The following is a 17986-nucleotide window of genomic DNA, read 5'->3' as shown; positions in this document are numbered from 1 at the left end:
GCTGACACGACGGCGTCTCGCGGGCACTGGATCGGACCATCTGCGTGACGTGCGGTCGGTTGCGGGCGGGCGCCGTGCCTCCAGGCCGTCAGGAGCGGAGGCGACGAGCGGACGTGCCTGTGGGCACGGAGGACGGACGGGAGGCCCGTCACCCGTCCGTCAGGACGGTCGCGTCAGGAGACGGTCGGCTCAGCGGCCGTCGTCACCCTGGTCGTCACCGCGATCGTTGTTCCCGCTGCTGCCGCCGCTGTCGTTGTTGTCGTTGTTCGACGAGGGTGCCTTCGGCGGCGCCGCAGCTCGTGCGCAGTAGGTGAGCGTGACGGCACTGCCCTGGGCGACGTCTCCGGCAGGGGTGTCCTGCTGGGTCACGAGTCCGCCGGTGCACGAGTAGGACGGCGCCGGGTTCACGGTGAGCCCGAGCTGCTCGACGGTGGCCTTCGCCGCCGAGTACTGCTGCTGCGTGACGTCGGGCAGCTGCACCTTGCCGTTGGAGATCGTGAGGTTGATCACGATGCCCTTGGTGTGCAGGGAACCCGACTCGGGGTCGGAGCTCAGCACGGTGCCCTCGGGGACGTCGGCGGAGTAGTCGCTCGAGATCGCGCCGAGACGGAATCCGGCGTCGTCGAGGGACTGTTGCGCTGCCGCTTGCGACTGCCCGTTGAGCTCGGGCACGGGGACGCGTTCCGGGCCGAGGGAGACCACGACGTTGACGTTCTGGTTGCGCCCGACGTTCACCCCGGAGCCCGGGTCCGTCCGGATGACCGTGCCCTTGTCGACGCTGTCGGAGTTCTCCTCGACCTTGACGGGCTTGAGGTCCTTCTTGTCGAGGGCGCTGGCCGCGGCGCTGTAGGTCGACCCCGCCACGTTGGGCACGCTGACCGAGGACGACACCGGCGGCTTGCCCGGCTGCAGGTTCGCGACGAAGAACACCACGGCGACGATGACCGCGACGGTGAGCAGGATCCCGACCCAGATCCACGCGACCGGGGGACGGTTCTGCGTGCGCTGCGGTCGGTGCTCGGCGGTGTCGTCGTCGAGCTCGCGGAACGCCGATGCGGCGTTGGTCGTCGTGCGGGGGTCGACGCCGAAGAGCACGGTCGAGGCATCGTTCGCCGCGTTCTGCTGCTGCTTCTTCGTGGACGCGGGCACCCGGCCGGCTGCGGCCTGCTGCAGGTCCGAGCGGAACTCGGCCGCGTTCTGGAACCGGCGCGTGCGGTCCTTGACCAGGGCGTGGAGGGTCACGGCGTCGAGGGCCGGTGACACGTCGGGCGAGATCGTCGACGGTGCGACCGGCTGCTCGCTGACGTGCTGGTACGCGACCGCCACCGGGGTGTCCCCGAGGAACGGTGCGCGACCGGTGAGGAGCTCGAAGAGCACGACGCCGGTGGAGTAGAGGTCGGTGCGGGCGTCGACGGTCTCGCCGCGGGCCTGCTCCGGTGAGAAGTACGAGGCGGTGCCGAGGATCGACGTGGTCTGCGCGACCGTTGCCGAGGTGTCGGTGATGGCCCGGGCGATGCCGAAGTCCATGACCTTGACCTGGCCGGTGTGGGTGACCATGACGTTGGCGGGCTTGATGTCGCGGTGGACAACGCCCGCACGGTGCGAGTACTCGAGCGCGGTGAGGATGCCCTCGGTGATGCGCACGGCTTCGTCCGGGGCGACGGCGCCCTCGGCGATGATGTCGGAGAGTGGACGGCCCTCGACGTACTCCATGACGATGAAGGGGACCTGCACCTCGGCGCCCGACGGCTCGGACACCGTCTCTTCGCCGGCGTCGTACACGCGGACGACGGTGGGGTGGGCCATGCGTGCAGCGGCCTGGGCTTCCTGCCGGAACCGCGTGCGGAATGCCGGGTCGTTGGCGAGGCTCGGCTTGAGGAGCTTCACCGCGACCTTGCGGCCGAGGCGGGTGTCGTTGCCGAGGTGCACGGTCGCCATGCCGCCCCGACCGATGACGTCACCGATCTCGTAGCGATTGGCGAGGAGCGTGATCCCCGCGGTCACACCTTCTGGCACGTACTCCTCCGTCTGTTCGTCCGGGCTAGTGTACGGCAGCACCACCTGGTGAGACGCTGGTCAGGGAGGGGTCGACCGAACCGTTACCGAACGGTGTCGACAGTCCCCGTAAGGGGGTCAGTCCTGCGGTCCGGCCTGGCTCGGGTTCGTGCCCTCGCTGGGGTCGATCCCCTCGTCCGGGTTCGTCGTCTCCTGGTCCGTGGGCTCGGTCCACTCGACCTGCGCGCCCGGCGAGGACGCGGAGACCACCGAGGAATCGGACTGCGGCGACTTGCAGGTCACCTTGTACGACAGGGTCACCTTGCCGTACTGGGCGCCGGCGACGGTCACCGCGGTACCGGAGGTGGAGCCGGAGCTGCTGCCGTTCGAGGGGACGGTGCCGTTGTCGATCGTGTACGTGTAGCTGACGTCCGAGTACCCGGCGGGGCAGCTCGTGTACGCGGGCCAGCTGAAGGTCACACGACCGGACTCGCTGACGGTCCCGCCGGTGGCACGCTCGGGCGCCGCTGCGGTCAGCACGTCGCCGAACGCCTTGACGGTGACGAGGGTGCCGGGGGCCAGGCTGCCCTCGGGGCTGAGCGACTCGACGGTCCCGACCTGGTCGGACGACGTGGCGTTCGACCCGGCGACGACCTCGGCCTGCAGGCCCCGGGCGCGGAGCTGGTTCGCGACCTGCTCGGCGTTCTGCCCCTGGTAGTCCGCCGCCGAGACCGTGACGCGGGTCTCGGTCGGCTCGGGGGACGGGGTCTGTGTGGGCGTGCGGGTCGCCTTCGGAGTGCTCGAGGACTTCGTGGGCTCGGGTTCCGGGGCGTTGTTCGCGTTCAGGGCGTACGCGGCGCCGGCGGCGATGGCGAGCACGACGATGATGCCGACGACCCACCAGATCCAGGCGCGCTTCTTCTTCGGTTCCTCGGGCTCGTCGGAGACCGGCGAGCGGGGGGTGCCCGGTCCGCCGGCCATCGCTCCGGCCTGGGTGCCGAGGAGTGCGGTCGCGGCGTCGTTCCCCTGGCCCTGCGGCGGGTTGAACGCGACGGTGCCGTTCTGCGCGATCGCGGGGACGGCCACGGTGGCTGCGGCGACGTCACCACGACGCAGCGCCTGTGCGGCGCGTGCGAGGTTCGCGGCCGTCGCGGGGCGGTCGGCCGGCTTCTTCGCGATGCACGAGATGACCAGGGCCGAGACGGGCTCGGGGATGTCCCCGGGCAGCGGCGGCGGCTGCTCGTTGATGTGCGCCATCGCGATCGCGACCTGCGACTCACCGGTGAACGGACGACGACCCGCCAGGGCCTCGTACGCGACGATGCCGAGCGAGTAGATGTCGGTCGACGGCGAGGCGGGGTGGCCGCTCGCCTGCTCGGGCGACAGGTACTGCACCGTGCCCATCACCTGACCGGTCGCGGTGAGCGGGACCTGGTCGGCGATGCGCGCGATGCCGAAGTCGGTGATCTTGACGCGGCCGTCGGGCGTGATGAGCAGGTTGCCGGGCTTGATGTCGCGGTGCACCAGGCCGACCGCGTGTGCGGCCTGCAGGGCGTTCGCGGTCTGCGCGACGATGTCGAGCACCTTGTCGACCGGGAGCGTGTGCTCGCGCTCGATCATGGTCGACAGGGCCTCGCCGGGGACGAGCTCCATCACGAGGTAGGCGCTGCCGTCCTCCTCGCCGTAGTCGAAGACGTTGGCGATGCCCTCGTGGTTGACGAGGGCGGCGTGCCGGGCCTCGGCGCGGAAGCGCTCGAGGAAGCCGGGGTCACCGAGGTACTCGTCCTTGAGGATCTTGAGTGCGACGGTTCGGCCGATGACGAGGTCGGTCGCCTGCCACACCTCGCCCATGCCGCCGATGGCGACCCGGGAGGAGAGCTGGTACCGCCCACCGAAGGTGAGTCCGCTGGTGGGTCTCATTTGTTCAGCACCGCCTCCATGACTTTCTTCGCGACCGGGGCCGCGACCGTGTTGCCGACTCCGGACTGCCCGAGCCCGCCGCCGTTGCCGACGACGACCGCGACGGCCACCTCCGGGTCCTTGGCGGGGGCGAACCCCGTGAACCAGAGCGTGTAGGGATCGCCGGTGCCACCTTCGGCCGTGCCGGTCTTGCCGGCGACGTCGACACCGTCGATCTTGGCATTGGTACCGGTCCCCGCGCTCACGACGCTCTGCATGGCCTCGGTGAGGTCAGCGGACTCGGAGGACGACAGCGGATCACTGTACTGCTTCGGGGAGAAGGACTCGACCGTCTTCAGGTCGCTCGTGGTGATCGAGTCGACGAGTGAGGGCTGCATGACCTTGCCGCCGTTCGCGATGCCGGCCGACACCATCGCCATCTGCAGCGGGGAGACCCGGACGCTCGCCTGGCCGAAGGCGCTCAGCATGAGCTGGGCCGTCGAGTCGACGTCGGGGTACTGGCTGGCGGTCGCCGCCATCGGGATCTCGATCGCGTCGCCGAAGCCGTACTTGTCGGCCATGCTCTTGATCGCGTCGTACCCGAGCTTCTGGCCGAGTTCGGCGAAGGGGATGTTGCACGAGTACTGGATGGCCGTGCGGAGCTTGACCTTGTCGCCGCCGCCGCACGTGCCGCCCTCGGCGTTGTTGATGTACGAGCTCGTGCCGGGCAGCTGCAGTCGTGACGGGTTCGGGAACGTGGAGTCGAGGTTGTACTTGCCGCCCTCGAGTGCCGCCGAGGCCACCACGAGCTTGAACACCGATCCGGGGGTGTACAGGTCGCCGCCGATGGCACGGTTCTGCAGCGGGGCGGTGTCGGCCCCGAGCAGCGCGTCGTACTGCCGCTTGACCTCGGCCGTGTCGTGCGAGGTGAGCGAGTTCGGGTCGTAGCTCGGCTTCGACACCATCGCGAGGATCTTGCCGGTCTTCGGCTGGATCGCGACGACGGCGCCGCTGTTGGTGCCGAGCGCGTCGTACGCGGCCTGCTGCACGTCCGGGTCGATGGTCAGGTTGACGTTGTCGCCCTGGACGTCCTGGCCGGTGAGGATCGAGTTCAGGTTCTGGAAGAACGAGGCGTCCGAGTTGCCCGAGAGCACGGTGTTCTCGGCGCTCTCGATGCCGGTGTTGCCCTGCCCGATCGTGAAGTACCCGGTGACCGCGGAGTACAGGTCGCCGTTCGTGTACTTGCGCTGGTACTGGTACTGGTCGTCCACCGGGGTCGACTCGGCGATCGGGCTGCCGTCGACGAGGATCGCGCCACGCTTGGTGGAGTAACTGTCCAAGATGGTTCGGGAGTTCCGGGAGTCGGCGCGCAACGAGTCGGCCGCGAAGAACTGGATCGACGTCGTCGACACGAAGAGTGCGACGAACATGAGCACGATGACGGTCGAGACACCGCGGAGCTGTCGGTTCATCGACGACGCTCCTTCCTGGTCGCGCGCGCAGACCGCCCGCTCGCGGCGGGGATCGCGCCCTGCTGGACGCGTTGTTCGGCTGGGATGGAATCGGTGAGTCGCAGCAGCATCGCGGCGATGATCCAGTTGGCGATGAGCGAGGAACCACCGGCGGCCATGAACGGCGTCGTCAGACCGGTCACCGGGATGATCCGGGTGATGCCACCGACGACGACGAACACCTGCAGGGCGATGATGAAGCCGAAGCCGACACCGAGCAGCTTGCCGAAGTCGTCCTGCGCCATGAACCCGACGCGGATGCCACGCGAGGCGAACACGATGAAGAGGGCGAGGATCGCGAAGACGCCGATCAGGCCGAGCTCTTCACCGAGCGACGCGACGATGTAGTCGGCGTTGGCGACCGGCGTGATGTACGGCCGGCCCTGCCCGAGCCCGGTGCCGGTGATCCCGCCGTTCGCGAAGCCGAACAAGCCCTGCACGAGCTGGTAGCTCGCCTGGGTGTCGCGGCTGAAGACCTCTTGGTTGAACGGGTCGAGCCACTGTTCGAAGCGGCCGCGGACGTACTCCAGGACGCTCTGCGCGACGAGGGCGCCACCGATGAACAGCGTGAGACCGATCGCGACCCAGCTGATCCGTGCCGTGGCCACGTAGATCATCACGAGGAACAGGCCGAAGTAGAGCAGGGCGGTGCCGAGGTCGCGCTGGAACACGAGGACGGCCATCGCGGCGCCCCACATGACCAGGATCGGGCCGAGGTCACGGGCACGCGGGAACGTCATGCCGAGGAACTTCTTGCCGACGATCGACAGCGAGTCGCGGGCGGTGACGAGGTACCCGGCGAAGAACAGCGCCATGGTGATCTTCGCGAGCTCACCGGGCTGGAACGAGAACGGGCCGATCTTGATCCAGACCCGCGCGCCACCGATGTTCGTGCCGATGCCGGGCAGCATCGGCAGGAGCAGCAGGACGATCGTCAGCGCCATGAAGATGTACCGGTACCGCTGCAGGAACCGGTGGTTGCGGACGGCGACGAGCGTGATGATCGCCAGGACCATCGCGAGCATCGTCCAGACGATCTGCTTCACGCCGATGGCGTCCCAGCCGGACAGGCCGTTGTGGACGTCGATGCGGTAGATCTCGGCGATGCCGATGCCGTTCAGGACGAGCGCGATCGGCAGGATGAACGGGTCGGCGTTCTTGGCCACGACGCGCAGCACCACGTGCATGACCAGCGCGAGGCCGAGGATGCCGCCGCCGACCCAGAGCACCGACTGGTCGAACAGCCGGCCCTTGGTGCCGAGCTGCACGAGCACCATCGCACCCGCGCAGATGCCGCACGCGATGACGAGCAGGAAGAGCTCGAGGTTCCGCGCGCGAGCGGGCTCCCGGAGCTTGATCGTGATCGCCTGGGTGAAGGACTGGGCGGCCGTGGCGTTGCTCATCGCGGGCTCCGCGTGGGGCTCGGCGACGGCGAACGGGTCGGCGAGGGCGACGGGGACGAGCTGGCGTCGCCGTCCCCACCGGTGCCGGCCTGGTCCTCGCCGGTCGCAGCGGCCTTGCGCAGGCGCTCGACGATGTCACGGGCGTCGGAGAGCGACTGCGCGTTGATCGTGGAGCGGACGTTCTCGCGGGTGTAGTCCGGCAGCGACGAGACCGTGATGTCGCTGTCCTCGTACACGTCCGACAGCGCCAACGGCCCGATCGACTGCTGCACGCCCTTGTAGATCGCGACGGTGCCCCGGTCGGTGCCGACGTAGTAGTGGTCCTGCGTGATCCGCCAGCCGACGAACACCGCGCCGACGAGCACGGCGACGGCGACCACGAGCGCGACGGTCCAGGACACCCGACGGCGGATGCGGCGTCGGCGGTCCTCGGCGATGAGCTCGGCGAAGAACTGGTCGGACTCTGGCTCGAAGTGCGAGTCCTCGGGGGCGGTGGTGACCTTGAGCGGGTGCAGCAGGATCGTGGGGAGGCGGATCGGCTTGCGGCCGGTCGACGCCTCGAAGGTGAGCGGTGCCGCGGCGGAACCGACCGTGGTGGCCGCGTCGTCGTCGTCCTCGGGTTCGGTGTCCGTGACGTCCATCACCACGACGGTGACGTTGTCGGGGGCGCCGTGGTCGAGCGTCTCCTTCACCAGGCGCTGCGTGACCTGGTTGGCGTCCATGTTCGACGCCAGGGCGTGGCGGATGCGCTCTTCGGCCAGGTACGAGGACAGGCCGTCGGAGCAGAGCAGCCAGCGGTCGCCCGGCTGGATGTCCATGATCGCCGTGTCGACCTCGGGTGCTGCGTCGACGTCGCCGAGCACGCGCATCAGCACGGAGCGACGCGGGTGGACCGCGGCTTCCTCCGGCGTGATCCGGCCGCTGTCGACGAGCCGCTGGACGAAGGTGTGGTCCGACGTGATCTGCTGCAGCTCGCCGTCGCGGTGACGGTAGATGCGGGAGTCGCCGATGTGCGCGATCGCGATCTGCTCGCCGACGCGGATCATCGCGGACACCGTGGTGCCCATGCCGGTGAGCTCCTGGTGCTCGAACACGGTCTCGGTGATCAGCTGGTTCGCCGCGATGAGCGCCGACTGCAGCGCGAACTCGGCGTCGTGCGCCGACGGGAACTCGCGGTCGACCTCGCGGATGCGTCGGATCGCGATCGCCGAGGCGACGTCACCGCCGGCGTGGCCGCCCATGCCGTCCGCCACCGCGAACAGGTGCGCCCCGGCGTAGCCGGAGTCCTGGTTGTTCGCGCGGATGCGCCCCACGTGGGACACAGCGGCGCTCAGCGTGCGAGCGGTCATGCCGGGTTACCGCCGCAGCTCGAACGTCGTCGTCCCGATCGTGATGGGCGTGCCCTCTGCCACGAGGACGGGAGCGCTCACCTTCTGACCGTTGACGAAGGTGCCGTTCGTGGACTCGAGGTCGGTGAGGAGCCAGCCGTCGGCGCGGAGGTCGAGGCGGGCGTGGTTGGTCGAGGTGTAGTCGTCACGGATCACGACGTTCGACTCGCTCGAACGCCCGATCGTGATGGGGCCGCCACCCAGCGGCATCTCCATGCCCTCGCGCGCACCCTCGGTGATGACGAGTCGGGCCGCGGCCGGCGAGGCGGGCCGTTGCCCACTGCTCGGTTGACCGATCACGTCGGTGAAGGCACCGCTCGAGGCGGGCCCGGGGGCCGCCGCAGCGGGGACGGTGGGGGTGCTGGGCCCGGACGGCGCCGACTTGGGATCGGTCGGGATCGTGCGGACGCGCTGGCCGAAGAGATCGCTGCGCAGGGCGAACACGATCACGAAGACGAACAGCCAGAGCACCGCGAGGAACGCGAAGCGCAGGACGAGCAGGGTCAGGCCTGTGGTCATCGAGCACCTCCGTCGTTCTCCGGGATCACCCGGAACACCATACGGGTACGACCGATCTCGATGGTGGAGTCCGGCTCAACGATCGCCTGCTGGAAGTGCTGACCGTTCAGTTTCGAGCCGTTCGTGGAGCCGAGATCGGTGGCCTGGGCGTGCTTGCCGTCCCACAGCACCTCGACGTGCTTCCGGCTCGTCCCGGTGTCCGCGATGGTGATGTCCGCGTCGCTGCCGCGCCCGATCACCGTGCGCCCGCGGTGCAGTCGGTGTCGCTGCGAGCCGATGTCGAGCACCGGGATCCAGGCGACGTCGCGCTGCACGGTGGTGGAGTCGACCTGCAGGATGCCCGTCGAGAGCGTGCCGTCCTGCTGGAGCCGGATGGTGACCGGGCCGGAGAACGAGTAGTTCTGCGCGACGGCGTGTTGGTGCACCATCTGGGTCAGTTCGTCGATGAGCGGGCGACCGACGTCGTTCATGCGCGTGAAGTCGGGCGGCGCCAGGCGCACGGTGAACTCGTTCGGCACGAGGATGCGCTCGCGGGAGACCACCGCGGCCTTCGTGTCGAGCTCGCGCCGCAGGGCGCTCGAGATCTCGACGGGCTGCACCCCGGAGCGGAAGGTCTTCGCGAACGCGCCGTTGACGGCGCGTTCCAACCCTCGCTCGAAGTTGTCCAGCAGGCCCATGCGTCTCCCGTGTCGTCGGTCGTCAACCACTGCATGGTAGTGGTTGGCGTTGACACCCGTCTGTGCGTGGTAGTGTTTCGGGGCTGGCGCGAGTGGCGGAATTGGTAGACGCGCACGGTTCAGGTCCGTGTGCTGGAAACGGCGTGGGGGTTCAAGTCCCCCCTCGCGCACCAGGCGAAAACAGGAAAGGCCCCGGAGGAATCCGGGGCCTTTCCTGTTTCTCGGGCCGGGCCGGGGACGGCCGTCGACGCGTCCGGCCTCAGCCCCGGTCGGCGTCCGTCGTGTGGTCGGCATCCGGCCTGGAGGCACGGCTCGGCCCCGACACGCCGGTTCCGTCGAACCCGTGGTCGGCTCTCCGGGCCTGCTGCGGGGCGAAGAACGGGCGCGCGCTGGGCAGGAACAGCAGGACCGCGGCGACGACCGACAGCGCGATCGTCAGGACCGCGAGTTCGCCGCCGGTGACGCTCAGGAGCGCGCGGAAGGCCGCGACGACGACGAGCACGATGCGCGCGACGCGGGAGCCCGCGGCCATCCGGAACACCGCCCACGTCACCAGGGCCCAGAGCACCAGGGCGACGATCCCGGCGAGGACCGGCGCCTGGCCGACCGCCGCGTCCGTCGCGAAGAACTGGAGCACCGTGGCCGCGACGCAGGCTGCCACCCACACCAGCCACAGCACGAAGGACACGGTGACCACCTGCGGTCGGTCCGGTCGTCGGAGGATGAACGTCCTGGTCATGCTGCACCGCCCTCTGCCGCTCCCTGGTGCGGCACGTCGAGCGTACCGAGCGGACGGGGTCCTGCCGAGGCGCCCCGCTACGGTGACCGGGTGACCGACGAACGCACCACCGTCCAACGTCCCGGAGTGGACGTCCCCGACGACCGCGGTCGGACGGGCCTCGACGCCGTGGGCCGTGCCCTGGACCGCAACCCGGACGTCGTCGTGCGGGACGTCGAGGTGGTGTCGAACGGGTGGCACGTGCTCCGTCGCACGACCCTCGACGTCCGGCGCCGTGACGGTCGGTGGGACCGGCAGCAGCGCGAGACCTACGACCGCGGGAACGGCGCGACGGTGCTGCCGTACGACGCCGAGCGCGGCACCGTCCTGCTCACGCGGCAGTTCCGGTGGCCGGCGTACGTGAACGGACACCCGGACGGCATGCTGATCGAGGCCGCGGCGGGACTGCTCGACGAGGACGACCCCGAGACCGCGGTCCGGCGTGAGGCCGCCGAGGAGCTCGGCATCCGGCTCGGCGCGCTCGAGCACCTGGGTGACGTGTTCATGAGCCCCGGTTCGGTCACCGAGCGGGTCCACTTCTACCTCGGCGCGTACACCCCGGCGGACCGAGTCGAGGCCGGCGGCGGCATCGAGGACGAGGGTGAGGACATCGAGGTGCTCGAGGTGCAGCTCGACGAGGCGCTCGCGATGGTGGCGGACGGTCGGATCGCCGACGGCAAGACGATCATGCTGCTGCAGTGGGTGGCAATGCGGTCAGAGGCACTGCGGCGGGTGTCACCCCGACAGGGCTGACCCGTCCAGGCCCACCGCTCGTGCGATCGTCGTGCGGACCAGTGCCTCGCGGGTCCTGCGGTCGAGGTAGTCGACCAGGGCGTACCCGTTGATGGCGTCGACGAGCGCGAAGAGCAGGCGTCCGACGCCGTCCGGGTCGTCGGTGTGGAGCACACCCGCGCGCACCCCGTCGGCGACGACCGTGGTGGCGAGGCGCTGCCAGTCGTCCATGACGTCCCGTGCCGCGGTCGCCAGTGCCGCGTTCGTGCGGCCGATGCTCCACGCGTCCGCCCACAGGGTGGCGACGTCGTCGCGGGCGGGGTCGGCAACGCAACCGAGCAGGGTGCGGAGGCCGGAGACGGGGTCGGGCGCAGCGGTGACGATCGCGCGGACCTCGGCGACCTCGGCGTCCGCGACGGTGCGGAACGTCTCGCCGACCAGGTCCTCCATGCTCGGGCGGTAGTGGGCGACGAGCGAGGGCGCGACCCCGATCACGGCGGCGACCCCGCGGAGCGTCACCGCCGCGAGGCCCTCGGCACGCGCCAGTTCGACGGCGGCCGCCGTGATCTGGGCTCCGCGTTCGGCCGGGCTCAGGCGCCGGCGGGCCGGTGTCGACGGCATCGTCCCACCGTATCCACGCGTCACGCGCCCTCGACCACGAAGGCTGCCCAGAGATCGGCCCGGGTCGAGAAGACGGAGAGGTCACGGTCGAGGAGCCGACCCGCGTGCTCGACCCGGGCGCGGGCGGTGTGCCGGTGGATGCCGAGGACCCGTGCGGTGCGGTCGTACTCGCAGTTCTCCTGCAGCCAGGTCCGGACGGTGCCCGTGAGCTCGGTGCCGGCCGTGCGGTCGTGGTCGAGCAGCGGGGCGAGGAACGCGCGGGCGACGGCACCGGCGTCCACGTCGACGTGGGCGAGGTGGGCGAGCACCCCTTCTCGGGCGAGGTCGCCGAACTCGGTGGTGCCCGGGCGTCCTTCACGGCGTCGGTCGAGTGCCTGCACGGCCTCGGTGCGGGCGCGTCCGAACGACCGGTACGCGGCGCCGTCGGACAGGCCGGCGCGCAGGTCGAAGCGGTCGACGAGTTCGGCGACGATCCCGGTGTCGTCCGCGTTCACGCAGAGGAACACGGCGTCGTCGACCGCGAAGAACAGGTGCCCCGGACGCTCCTGCACCCACAGTTCGAGCAGGTCCACCACGGTGTCGAGGTCGCGGTCGGGGACGTCGACAGCCGCGATCCGGACGGGTTCGGCGGGCAGCGGCCCCCACACCTCGCGGGACGTCGCCTGCACCACCTCGGGTTCGCCGACGGACAGCATCGTGAGGAGTCCGGTGCGCAGGAGCCCCCGGGCACGGGCGAGCTCCCGGTTCTGCTGCAGGGCGAGGCCGGCCAGGGCGATCACGGCCGTGACGACCTCGCGTCCGGCCCGGTCGAGGGCTCCGCCGTTCGCGATCGCGAGCACGCCGCTCAGGTGCCCGCCGCTGCCGAGCGTCTGCAGGGTGTACCCGACGCCCCGGTCCGTGGCGACCGGCAGGCTCGCCCGCTGCCCGGAGCGCAGCAGCCGCAGCGCCTCGGTCCGCAGGAGGTCGAGGTCGGCAGCGGGTAGCGCGTCGGCGGGGTGTCCGCGGTCGAGCCGCCCGGAGACGTCGAACAGGCCGACCCACCCGTCGAGCTGCCGGGACAGCTCGGCGATGGTCGCGCCGAGTCCGTCCGGTCGCATCGCGGCGAGCGAGATGGCACGCTGCGCGGCGAGGGCCCAGGCACCGCGTGCGTTGGCGTCCCGTGCGACCGCTTCGGCGTTGGCCTGCGCGACCGCGATGAAGGAGGTCTCGTAGGGCACCTCGAACAGCGGCAGTCCGTGCTGGGTGCAGGCGGCGATCAGGACGTCGGGGGTGCCGGCGCGGACGACCTCGGTGCCGAACCCGAGCGCCACGACACCGCGGTCCACGAGCCGCCGGACGTAGGCCTCGGCGACGTCGTCGCGGACGTCGGCCTCGGCACCGAACTGCGTGCCGGTCGTGAGCAGTCCCTGTCCCTCGGCGAGGAACGGGGTCGGGTCCTCGAGGTCCGAGCTGTGCAGCCAGGACAGCGGGGCATCGAGGGCGTGCTCGTCCGCGTCGGTGAGCGGGCGCAGGTGGAGTCCACCCCGGTGCAGCAGGGAGCGCAGCGTTGCGGGCATGCCGTCACCCTATCCACCGGGTCGATCCGCCCGGGTGTCGATGTACGCCGTGGACAGTACGAGTGTGCGGTGGTGGCTCCTACCATCGCGGCATGTCCTCCACCGCAGCGTCCGCGAACCGAGCGACCACCGGCGGCCCGTCGCTGCCCCAGGAACGACGGCTCGTCACCGCCGTCCCGGGTCCGCGATCGCAGGAGCTGCTCGCCCGGAAGGCCGGCGCCGTCGCGGCCGGGGTCGGCGTCGCCGTGCCCATCGCGGTCGTCGCGGCCGGTGGTGGCGTGGTGGTCGACGCCGACGGCAACTCGTTCGTCGACCTCGGGTCCGGGATCGCCGTGACGTCGGTCGGCAACGCCCACCCCGGCGTGGTCGCCGCCGTCACCGAGCAGGTCGCCGCCTTCACGCACACCTGCTTCACCATCGCCGCCTACGACGGGTACGTCGCCGTGGCCGAGGCGCTCAACCGGCTGACCCCCGGCGACCACGAGAAGCGGACGGCGCTGTTCAACTCCGGGGCCGAGGCCGTCGAGAACGCCGTCAAGATCGCCCGGAAGCACACCGGTCGGCAGGCCGTCGTCGTCTTCGACCACGCGTACCACGGCCGCACGAACCTGACGATGGCGCTGACCGCGAAGAACCAGCCCTACAAGAACGGCTTCGGGCCGTTCGCACCCGAGGTCTACCGCGTCCCGATGTCGTACCCGTTCCACGACGGGCTGTCGGGGCCCGAAGCGGCGAAGCGTGCGATCAGCCAGATCGAGAAGCAGGTCGGCGCCGAGAACACCGCCGCGGTCCTGATCGAACCGATCCAGGGCGAGGGCGGCTTCGTCGTCCCGGCACCGGGGTTCCTCACCGCCCTGTCCGAGTGGGCCACCGCCAACGGCGTCGTGTTCATCGCCGACGAGGTGCAGACCGGGTTCGCTCGCACCGGCGCGATGTTCGCCAGCGAGCACGAGGGGATCGTGCCCGACGTCGTCACGACCGCCAAGGGGATGGCCGGCGGACTCCCGCTGTCCGGCGTGACCGGGCGTGCAGCGATCATGGACTCCACCCACGTCGGCGGCCTCGGCGGCACCTACGGCGGCAACCCGATCGCCTGCGCCGCAGCCCTCGCGGCGATCGACGCCTTCGAGCACGACGGACTCGTCGAGCGCGCCGGGGAGATCGGTGCGGTCCTGCTCGACGCCCTGCGCAGCGCGCAGGCCGACGACCCCCGCATCGGCGACGTCCGCGGCCGCGGTGCGATGGTCGCGATGGAGCTCGTCGACCCCGCCACCGGTGATCCCGACCCCGGGCTCACCGGGCGGGTGGTGCGGTACGCGTTCGAGCACGGGGTCATCGCCCTCACGGCCGGCACGTACGGCAACGTCGTCCGCTTCCTGCCCCCGCTGTCGATCGACGACGACCTGCTCCGCGACGGCCTGACCGTCGTCCTCGACGGGCTGGCCGCGTCGTGAGCGCGACCATCCCCGCGACAGCCTGGCCCAGCGTCCCCGACGCCACCGGACCAGCCGCCGAACAGGCGGTGCTCGACCGCGTCCCCACGGGCCTCCTGGTCGACGGTGTCTGGCAGCCGGCAGCCGACGACGCGACCTTCGCCGTCGTCGACCCTGCGACCGGCGAAACACTCCTGCACATCGCCGACGCCTCACCCGAGGACGGCCGGAAGGCGCTCGACGCCGCCGTCGCCGCACGGCACGGCTGGGCGACCACGCCCCCGCGGCAGCGCGCCGAGGTGCTGCGCCGCGCGTTCGACCTGCTGCAGGAGCGACGCGAGGAGTTCGCGCTCCTGATGACGCTGGAGATGGGCAAGCCCCTGGCCGAGGCCCGCGGCGAGGTCACGTACGGCGGCGAGTTCCTCCGCTGGTTCTCGGAGGAAGCGGTCCGCATCGGTGGTTCGTACGGCACCAACCCCGAGGGGACCGGCCGCGCCACCGTCGCGCACAAGCCCGTCGGGCCCGCGTTCCTGATCACGCCGTGGAACTTCCCGTTGGCGATGGCGACCCGCAAGATCGCTCCGGCGCTCGCCGCCGGCTGCACCGTCGTCGTGAAGCCTGCCGAACTGACGCCGCTGACCACCCTGCTGTTCGCCGACCTGCTCGTCGAGGCCGGCGTGCCCGCCGGGGTGGTCAACGTCGTCCCGACCACGCACGCCGCCGACGTCTCCGCGCCCGTGATCGCCGACCCCCGCCTGCGGAAGCTGTCGTTCACCGGTTCGACGCCGGTCGGACGCACACTGCTCGGCCAGGCGGCGCAGAACGTGCTCCGGACGAGCATGGAGCTCGGGGGCAACGCCCCGTTCCTGGTGTTCGCCGACGCCGACCTCGACCTGGCGGTGGAGGGCGCGCTCGCCGCGAAGTTCCGGAACACCGGCCAGGCATGCACCGCCGCGAATCGGTTCCTGGTGCACGAGGACGTCGCCGACGAGTTCACGCGCCGGGTCACCGAACGGGTCGCCGCGATGCGGGTCGGTCGGGGGACCGAGGACGGCGTCGCCATCGGGCCGCTCATCGACGCCCGCGCCGTGGACAAGGCGCACCGCCTGGTCACCGACGCGGTCGAGCGCGGGGCGACGGTCCGGACCGGCGGGCACCCGGTCGACGGGCCCGGCACGTTCTACGCGCCGACCGTCCTGACCGACGTGCAGCCCGGCAGCGCGATCCTCGACGACGAGATCTTCGGGCCGGTGCTCGCGATCCGCACGTTCCGCTCCGAGGACGAGGCCGTGGCCGCCGCGAACGACACCGAGTACGGTCTGGTCGGCTACGCGTTCACCGAGGACCCGGCACGCGGGCAGCGCCTGATGGAGCGGCTCGAGACCGGCATGCTGGGGCTGAACACCGGGGTCGTGTCGAACGCCTCGGCACCGTTCGGCGGCGTGAAGCAGTCCGGCCTCGGTCGCGAGGGCGGCGGCGAGGGCATCGCCGAGTACCTCGAGACCATGTACACGCTCACCCCGGACCCGTTCCGGCACACCGACAGCACCACGACCGCACAAGGAGCAGCTCGATGATCGAGAAGGACGTCGTCGTCATCGGAGCCGGTGTCGCCGGTCTCACCGCCGCGAACCGCCTGCGGGCTGCCGGCCTGCGGGTCGCCGTGCTCGAGGCCCGCGACCGCGTGGGGGGCCGCACCTGGACGAACGACATCGACGGGGTGACCCTGGAGATCGGCGGACAGTGGGTCTCGCCCGACCAGACCGCACTGCTCGAGACCCTCGACGAGCTCGGGCTGCAGACGTACGACCGGTACCGCGAGGGCTCCAGCGTCTACATCGACGCCGACGGCACCCGGACCGAGTACACCGGCGACATCTTCCCCCTGCCCGAGCCCACGGCGAACGAGATCGAACGGCTCGTCGCCGTCGTCGACGAGTACGTCGCGAAGGTCGACCCGGCGCGCCCCTGGGCGACCCCGGACGCGGCCGCCCTCGACGAGGTCTCGTTCCGCGCCTGGCTGCACGACCTCAGCCCCGACCGGGTCGCGACCGACAACGTCGAGCTGTTCATCGCCGGCGCGATGCTCACGAAGCCCGCGCACGCGTTCTCGGCGCTGCAGGCCCTGCTGATGGCGGCGTCCGCCGGGAGCTTCACCAACCTGGTCGACGCCGACTTCATCCTGGACAAGCGGGTCGTCGGCGGCATGCAGCAGGTGTCCGAGCGGCTCGCCGAGCGCCTCGGCGACGACGTGCACCTGAACGCCCCGGTCCGGACGCTGCGGTGGGGCGACGACGGGGTCGTCGCGCTCGCCGACGGCGGGATCGAGGTGCACGCCCGACAGGCACTCGTCGCGGTCCCGCCGCCCCTGTACTCGCGGATCTCGTACGAGCCGCCGCTGCCCCGACGCCAGCACCAGCTGCACCAGCACCTGTCGATGGGCTTCGTGATCAAGGTGCACGCCGTCTACGACCGTCCCTTCTGGCGGGCGGTGGGCCTGTCCGGCACCGCGTTCAGCCCGTACGAGGTCGTGCACGAGGCGTACGACAACACCTCGCACGGTTCGGAGCAGGGGACCCTGGTCGGGTTCGTCTCCGACCAGCACGCCGACGACCTGTTCGCGCTGTCGACCGAGGAACGGCGGGCCCGGGTGCTCGCCTCGCTGGCGCACTACTACGGTGACGAGGCCCTGTCGCCCGTCGTCTACTACGAGAGCGACTGGGGCACCGAGGAGTGGACGCGCGGCGCCTACGCGGCGAGCTTCGACCTGGGCGGGCTCGTCCGCTACGGCGCCGACCAGCGTGCCGCGGTCGGTCCGATCCGCTTCGCCTCGAGCGACCTGGCCGGGCAGGGCTACCAGCACGTCGACGGTGCCGTGCGCATCGGCCGCGAGGTCGCCGAGGAGATCCTGGCGGTCGTCCCGCAGGCCGCTGCGACGCGGTAACCACCTCGGTGGGTCACGGCTGGATGACCTGTCCAGGTACTGACGTACCCAGGCGCTCGCGCGTACCGTCCGGGCCATGAGTGACGCAGCGAACGGGTCCAGCGACCCCACCAAGGACCAGGAGCAGTACACCGAGGACCTGCCGGACGGGTCGCCCACGGGCGACGCGACGGAGGACCCGCAGCAGGACAGCGACACGGACTCCGGCGGCGAGCCCGCCGACCCGCAGCAGTAGCGGCGACCCACGAGCGGAGCGGCGGCGTGAGACGCCGGCGTGTTCGCTCGACGCCTCCACGTCAGCGAGACGCCGCCGGATCCGGCGGCGTCTCGCGCGTTCCGCGGCGTCGAAGCGTGACGACGGCGTCTTCCGGTGGCGACGTGGGAGCGGCGACCGACGAGCGGACGGGAGGCGCGGTGCCAGCTGGCACCGCGCCTCCCGTCCGTCGTGGGCCCGCTGCAACACACCGGCGTCTTGATCGGACGCCGTCCCGTCGGCGAGACGCCGGCGGATTCGGCGGCGTCTGGCGGAG

The 17986-nt window shown here is 71.0% G+C and carries 15 protein-coding genes and 1 tRNA gene; 6 read left to right on the top strand and 10 right to left on the bottom strand.

The genetic code is table 11. The features are described from left to right. Positions 1-189: 189 nt before the first annotated feature. The 7 genes from pknB to DEJ06_RS05650 form a co-directional block, all read right to left on the bottom strand. Positions 190-2016 (bottom strand): Stk1 family PASTA domain-containing Ser/Thr kinase, encoded by a 1827-nt coding sequence (gene pknB, locus DEJ06_RS05680; RefSeq protein ID WP_258372375.1) that lies wholly within the window; start codon positions 2014-2016, stop codon positions 190-192. Positions 2017-2133: 117 nt separating this feature from the next. Next, the gene (locus DEJ06_RS05675; RefSeq protein ID WP_111038685.1) at positions 2134-3915 is read right to left on the bottom strand and encodes a serine/threonine-protein kinase; all 1782 of its coding nucleotides are present in this window, start codon (positions 3913-3915) and stop codon (positions 2134-2136) included. Beyond that, the gene (locus DEJ06_RS05670; protein ID WP_110863675.1) at positions 3912-5366 is read right to left on the bottom strand and encodes a penicillin-binding protein 2; all 1455 of its coding nucleotides are present in this window, start codon (positions 5364-5366) and stop codon (positions 3912-3914) included. Before DEJ06_RS05670 ends, DEJ06_RS05675 begins: the two co-directional genes overlap by 4 nt. Next, positions 5363-6808, bottom strand: a complete 1446-nt coding sequence (locus DEJ06_RS05665; protein WP_071404142.1) for an FtsW/RodA/SpoVE family cell cycle protein — start codon at positions 6806-6808, stop codon at positions 5363-5365. Before DEJ06_RS05665 ends, DEJ06_RS05670 begins: the two co-directional genes overlap by 4 nt. Beyond that, positions 6805-8157 carry a Stp1/IreP family PP2C-type Ser/Thr phosphatase gene (locus DEJ06_RS05660; RefSeq protein WP_071404143.1) on the bottom strand — a complete coding sequence of 451 codons (1353 nt, stop codon included), beginning with the start codon at positions 8155-8157 and terminating at the stop codon, positions 6805-6807. Before DEJ06_RS05660 ends, DEJ06_RS05665 begins: the two co-directional genes overlap by 4 nt. 6 nt (positions 8158-8163) lie before the next feature. Beyond that, positions 8164-8715, bottom strand: a complete 552-nt coding sequence (locus DEJ06_RS05655; protein ID WP_071404144.1) for an FHA domain-containing protein — start codon at positions 8713-8715, stop codon at positions 8164-8166. Then, positions 8712-9392: a DUF3662 and FHA domain-containing protein gene (locus DEJ06_RS05650; protein WP_110863674.1), complete on the bottom strand. Its 681-nt coding sequence runs from the start codon at positions 9390-9392 to the stop codon at positions 8712-8714. The genes DEJ06_RS05655 and DEJ06_RS05650 overlap by 4 nt, the downstream gene beginning before the upstream one ends. Before the next feature lie 86 nt (positions 9393-9478). Here DEJ06_RS05650 and DEJ06_RS05645 point away from each other — a divergent pair. After that, positions 9479-9565: transfer RNA gene (locus DEJ06_RS05645), tRNA-Leu, on the top strand. 86 nt (positions 9566-9651) lie between these two features. On the opposite strand, the gene DEJ06_RS05640 is transcribed toward DEJ06_RS05645, so the two are convergent. Beyond that, on the bottom strand, positions 9652-10131 hold the full coding sequence (locus DEJ06_RS05640; RefSeq protein WP_071404146.1) for a hypothetical protein: 480 nt from the start codon (positions 10129-10131) through the stop codon (positions 9652-9654). Positions 10132-10221: 90 nt separating this feature from the next. Here DEJ06_RS05640 and DEJ06_RS05635 point away from each other — a divergent pair, with 90 nt between their 5' ends. Further along, a complete protein-coding gene (locus DEJ06_RS05635) occupies positions 10222-10923 on the top strand; it encodes an NUDIX domain-containing protein (protein WP_111038683.1) in 702 nt (233 codons plus the stop codon). Here the strand turns inward: DEJ06_RS05635 and DEJ06_RS05630 are convergent. Beyond that, positions 10906-11523, bottom strand: a complete 618-nt coding sequence (locus tag DEJ06_RS05630; protein WP_111038682.1) for a TetR/AcrR family transcriptional regulator — start codon at positions 11521-11523, stop codon at positions 10906-10908. The two genes, DEJ06_RS05635 and DEJ06_RS05630, sit on opposite strands and share 18 nt — an antisense overlap. Positions 11524-11543: 20 nt before the next feature. After that, positions 11544-13079 (bottom strand): PucR family transcriptional regulator, encoded by a 1536-nt coding sequence (locus DEJ06_RS05625; protein ID WP_111038681.1) that lies wholly within the window; start codon positions 13077-13079, stop codon positions 11544-11546. Between the two features lie 92 nt (positions 13080-13171). On the opposite strand from DEJ06_RS05625, the gene gabT reads away from it, so the two are divergent. From gabT to DEJ06_RS18200, 4 genes are all read left to right on the top strand, one after another. Then, positions 13172-14533 carry a 4-aminobutyrate--2-oxoglutarate transaminase gene (gene gabT, locus DEJ06_RS05620; RefSeq protein ID WP_111038680.1) on the top strand — a complete coding sequence of 454 codons (1362 nt, stop codon included), beginning with the start codon at positions 13172-13174 and terminating at the stop codon, positions 14531-14533. A gap of 68 nt (positions 14534-14601) precedes the next feature. Beyond that, positions 14602-16089 carry an NAD-dependent succinate-semialdehyde dehydrogenase gene (locus DEJ06_RS05615; RefSeq protein WP_111038762.1) on the top strand — a complete coding sequence of 496 codons (1488 nt, stop codon included), beginning with the start codon at positions 14602-14604 and terminating at the stop codon, positions 16087-16089. Then, positions 16086-17456: an NAD(P)/FAD-dependent oxidoreductase gene (locus DEJ06_RS05610; RefSeq protein ID WP_111038679.1), complete on the top strand. Its 1371-nt coding sequence runs from the start codon at positions 16086-16088 to the stop codon at positions 17454-17456. Before DEJ06_RS05615 ends, DEJ06_RS05610 begins: the two co-directional genes overlap by 4 nt. Positions 17457-17532: 76 nt before the next feature. Further along, positions 17533-17691, top strand: a complete 159-nt coding sequence (locus DEJ06_RS18200; protein WP_155896911.1) for a hypothetical protein — start codon at positions 17533-17535, stop codon at positions 17689-17691. The last annotated feature ends 295 nt before the right edge of the window (positions 17692-17986 follow it).

Source organism: Curtobacterium sp. MCLR17_051 (genome assembly GCF_003234395.1).
GTDB classification, from domain to species: Bacteria; Actinomycetota; Actinomycetes; order Actinomycetales; family Microbacteriaceae; genus Curtobacterium; species Curtobacterium flaccumfaciens.
This window is presented reverse-complemented; position numbering and strand designations above follow the sequence as displayed.